The following is a 4,358-nucleotide window of genomic DNA, read 5'->3' on the forward strand; positions in this document are numbered from 1 at the left end:
CATCGCAGGCAAGCCAGCTCCCACATTGGATTGTATTGAGTCAGTTGGAATTGGTTTTTTGCTAAATCCCAGGCATAAAAAAAGCACCCCGTGGGGTGCTTTTTTTTGCTCGCTCGCTTAACGCTTCAGCGAAGCCGGCAGGTGCGGCTGGATCGCCGTCAGTACTGCCTTGAAGCATTTGGTGTTGCCAGCCACGACGTGGCCTTTCTCCAGGAAGTCATGACCACCGGTGAAGTCGCTCACCAGGCCGCCCGCTTCCTGAATCAGCAGGGCGCCAGCAGCCATGTCCCACTCTGACAGGCCCGACTCCCAGAACGCATCAAAACGACCGGCGGCTACATACGCCAGGTCCAGGCTGGCTGCACCGGCGCGACGGATGCCGGCGGTCTGGCCAACCAGGGCGCGGAACATGCCCAGGTAGTTTTCCAGGTTGTCCATCTGGTCGTCGCGGAACGGGAAGCCGGTGCCCAGCAGGGCGCCGTCCAGGCTGGCGCGGCCGCTGACACGCAGGCGGCGGCCGTTCAACTGGGCACCACGACCACGGCTGGCGGTGAATTCTTCCTGGCGAACCGGGTCCAGCACAACGGCGTGTTCCAGGCGGCCACGGTATTTGCAGGCGATGCTCACGGCAAAGTGCGGGATGCCGCGCAGGAAGTTGGTGGTGCCATCCAGTGGGTCGATGATCCACAGGTAGTCTTCGCCTTCGCCGCTGCCTTTGTGCAGGCCGGTTTCTTCGCCGAGGATGCCGTGGGTAGGATAGGCCTTACGCAGAGCGTCGATGATTTTCTGTTCGGCGGCGCGATCCACCTCGGATACATAATCCTTGGCGTCTTTTTCGTCGACCTTGATGGTATCCAGGCGCTCGATGGAGCGGAAAATCAATTCACTGGCGCTGCGGGCGGCGCGCAGCGCGATATTCAGCATGGGCTGCATGGATAGGTCACCTAAGGTTGTTAAAGAAAGCCGAGCATTCTAGCAGAAACTTTCTTCAGGTGAAGGACGACGTTCGCTTTCATGGCATAACCTTAGGCGGTTCTGTAAGATTTGCTCCCCTTTCCTGTGTCCGAGAGCGCCTCCCTTGCTGCAAAACATTCGTGTCGTCTTGGTCAATACCAGTCATCCCGGAAACATCGGCGGGGTGGCGCGAGCCATGAAAAACATGGGGCTGACGCGCCTGGTGCTGGTCGAACCGCGGATATTCCCGCACCACGAGGCTGATGCCCGTGCGTCCGGCGCCAATGACTTGCTTGAAAATGCCCAGGTGGTCGCCACCTTGGAGGAAGCCCTGGTCGGCTGCAATCTGGTGCTCGGCACCAGCGCCCGTGATCGGCGTATCCCTTGGCCGCTGCTGGATCCGCGTGAATGCGGCACCAAAATGGTGGAAGAGGCTGCTGGCGGTGCTGAAATCGCCTTGGTATTCGGCCGTGAAGACTCCGGCCTTACCAACGAAGAGCTGCAGCGATGTCATTACCACGTGCATATCCCCTCAGATCCTGAGTTCAGTTCGCTGAACCTCGGGGCGGCGGTGCAGGTGCTGACTTATGAAGTGCGCATGGCCTGGCTGGCTGCTGCCGGCCAGCCGAGCAAAGTGGAAAAGGAAGAGGTTGCCTCAACCAAAAGTGGCGAGTTGGCCACCATGGACGAGCTGGAACGGTTCTATGAGCACCTGGAGCAAACCCTGGTCGCCATCGAATTCCTCGACCCTGAAAAGCCACGGCACTTGATGGCGCGCCTGCGTCGCTTGTACGGCCGCAGCTCGGTGAGCCGGGCTGAAATGAACATATTGCGTGGCATCCTCACGGAAACCCAGAAAGCGGCCCGTGGTGAGCTTCTTAAGCGGAAGGATTAAAAATGTTCGAGCGTTTGCGAGAAGATATCCAAAGTGTTTTCCACCGTGACCCGGCGGCGCGCAACGCCTTTGAAGTGCTGACCTGCTACCCGGGCATGCATGCGATCTGGATCCACCGCCTGTCCGGCGCCCTGTGGGGCATGGGCTGGAAATGGCTGGCGCGGCTGGTATCGAACTTCGGGCGCTGGTTGACCGGTATCGAGATCCATCCGGGTGCCAAGGTGGGTCGCCGGTTCTTTATCGATCACGGCATGGGCATTGTGATTGGCGAAACGGCTGAGATCGGCGATGACGTCACCCTCTATCAAGGCGTGACCCTGGGCGGCACCACCTGGAACAAGGGTAAGCGCCACCCAACGCTGGGCGATGGCGTGGTGGTAGGGGCGGGCGCCAAGGTGCTCGGGCCGTTTACCGTGGGTGCCGGCGCCAAGGTTGGCTCCAACGCGGTAGTGACCAAAGCTGTGCCGCCGGGTGCCACGGTTGTGGGCATTCCGGGCCGGATCATCGTCAAGCCACAAGTCGGTGATGAGCAAGAGGCCAAGCGCAAGGCCATGGCCGAGAAGATTGGCTTTGATGCCTATGGCGTCAGTGAAGACATGCCCGACCCGGTGGCTCGTGCGATTGGTCAATTGCTTGATCATCTGCAGGCGGTGGATGGCAAGCTGGAGGGTATGTGCGGGGCGCTGAAGGAGCTGGGCAGCCCGTACTGTGCCAAAGACTTGCCTGAGCTGCGCGAAGAGGATTTTGCTGAGATCAAGGACGAAACCGCTACCACCAAGGCAGGCTGAGCGTGGTCCACTGTGGGAGCTGGCTTGCCTGCGATTGCGGCGGGCCAGCAACCTATAAGCTAGCTGATAGATAGCTATCGCAGGCAAGCCAGCTCCCACATTTGATCTCCATTGGCTCAGTGGTCTTGCAGCAGGCCTGGTTGCGCTGTTCGATCCGACCCCATCCTGCTATGATTCGCGCGCCCTTTTTACGGGTAATCCTGACTAAAGTACTAGGTCTTATAGTTGACTTAAATACTCGGGAATCGCATACTTGCTCCCATTCTGAAACACCTTGGTACTTGTCCATGAGACTGACTACAAAAGGCCGATACGCGGTGACCGCCATGCTCGACTTGGCCTTGCACGCGCAAACTGGGCCGGTGTCCCTGGCCGATATCTCCGAGCGCCAAGGCATTTCCCTGTCCTACCTCGAGCAGTTGTTCGCCAAATTGCGCCGTAGCAATCTGGTTTCCAGCGTTCGCGGTCCGGGTGGTGGCTATCAGTTGTCCCGCGACATGCAGGGCATTCAGGTGGCTCAGGTGATCGACGCGGTCAACGAATCCGTCGATGCCACCAAATGCCAGGGTTTGGGTGATTGCCATGCCGGCGACACCTGCCTGACGCACCACTTGTGGTGTGACTTGAGCCTGCAGATCCATGAGTTTTTGAGTGGTATCAGCTTGGCTGATCTTGTGACTCGCCGTGAGGTGCAAGAAGTAGCCCAGCGTCAGGACCAGCGCCGTTGCAACACCAAGGCGCCGCGTCTGGACAAGATTGAAGCGTCCGCCGTCGAGTGACAGCCGAAGAGCTAACGGCACGCCAGCCAGCCTGATTTAGGAGAAAGTCCATGAAATTGCCGATTTACCTTGATTACTCAGCGACCACCCCGGTTGATCCGCGTGTCGCGCAAAAAATGAGCGAATGCCTGCTGGTCGACGGAAACTTCGGCAACCCGGCCTCCCGTTCCCACGTGTTCGGCTGGAAAGCCGAGGAAGCGGTCGAGAACGCTCGTCGCCAAGTCGCTGACCTGGTCAATGCCGACCCGCGCGAAATCGTCTGGACCTCCGGTGCCACCGAGTCCGACAACCTGGCTATCAAGGGCGCGGCGCATTTCTACGCGACCAAAGGCAAACACCTGATCACCACCAAGATTGAGCACAAGGCTGTCCTGGACACCATGCGCCAACTGGAGCGTGAAGGTTTCGAGGTCACCTACCTCGAGCCGACCACCGACGGTATCGTCACCCCGGCCATGATCGAAGCTGCGATGCGTGAAGACACCATCCTGGTTTCTGTGATCCACGTGAACAACGAAATCGGCACCATCAATGACATCGCCGCCATCGGCGAACTCACCCGCTCCAAGGGTGTGTTGCTGCACGTCGACGCTGCTCAGTCCACCGGCAAGGTCGATATCGACCTGTCCAAGCTGAAAGTCGACCTGATGTCGTTCTCTGCCCACAAGACTTACGGCCCTAAAGGCATCGGTGCTCTCTACGTAAGCCGCAAGCCTCGCGTGCGCATCGAAGCCACCATGCACGGCGGCGGTCACGAGCGCGGCATGCGTTCGGGCACCCTGGCAACCCACCAGATCGTCGGCATGGGCGAAGCCTTCCGTGTAGCCAAGGAAGACATGGCTGCCGAAAACGTGCGCATCAAGGCGCTGAGTGACCGCTTCTACAAGCAGGTCGAAAACCTTGAAGAGCTGTACATCAACGGCAGCATGACCGCCCGTGTAC

Annotated in this window: 5 protein-coding genes; 4 read left to right on the forward strand and 1 reads right to left on the reverse strand. The window is 59.3% G+C overall.

Features of this window, described 5'->3' with window-relative positions; genetic code table 11:
* Window positions 1–117: 117 nt before the first annotated feature.
* On the reverse strand, window positions 118–933 hold the full coding sequence (gene suhB, locus GIW04_RS28265) for a type III secretion system regulator SuhB (protein WP_120248560.1): 816 nt from the start codon (window positions 931–933) through the stop codon (window positions 118–120).
* 145 nt (window positions 934–1,078) lie between these two features.
* Between suhB and trmJ the strand changes: the two genes are divergently transcribed.
* The 4 genes from trmJ to GIW04_RS28285 all read left to right on the forward strand — a co-directional run.
* A complete protein-coding gene (trmJ, locus tag GIW04_RS28270) occupies window positions 1,079–1,849 on the forward strand; it encodes a tRNA (cytosine(32)/uridine(32)-2'-O)-methyltransferase TrmJ (RefSeq protein ID WP_120248561.1) in 771 nt (256 codons plus the stop codon).
* Window positions 1,850–1,851: 2 nt separating this feature from the next.
* Window positions 1,852–2,637, forward strand: coding sequence for a serine O-acetyltransferase (cysE, locus tag GIW04_RS28275; protein ID WP_003194021.1), 786 nt, complete (start codon window positions 1,852–1,854; stop codon window positions 2,635–2,637).
* A 287-nt stretch (window positions 2,638–2,924) separates the two neighbouring features.
* Entirely contained in the window at window positions 2,925–3,416 is a 492-nt protein-coding gene (gene iscR / locus GIW04_RS28280; RefSeq protein ID WP_003194020.1) for a Fe-S cluster assembly transcriptional regulator IscR, read from the forward strand.
* 50 nt (window positions 3,417–3,466) lie between these two features.
* On the forward strand, window positions 3,467–4,358 hold an 892-nt coding region (locus tag GIW04_RS28285; protein WP_236479433.1), incomplete at its 3' end, for an aminotransferase class V-fold PLP-dependent enzyme.

Origin of the sequence: Pseudomonas sp. PA-4-8C (genome assembly GCF_021606625.1) — a bacterium.
Classification (GTDB): Bacteria; Pseudomonadota; Gammaproteobacteria; order Pseudomonadales; family Pseudomonadaceae; genus Aquipseudomonas; species Aquipseudomonas lactis.

Coding starts and splice junctions, on each gene's coding strand:
- cysE (WP_003194021.1), top strand. CDS start 1,852: ATGTTCGAGCGTTTGCGAGAAGATATCCAAAGTGTTTTCCACCGTGAC.
- suhB (WP_120248560.1), bottom strand. CDS start 933: ATGCAGCCCATGCTGAATATCGCGCTGCGCGCCGCCCGCAGCGCCAGT.
- iscR (WP_003194020.1), top strand. CDS start 2,925: ATGAGACTGACTACAAAAGGCCGATACGCGGTGACCGCCATGCTCGAC.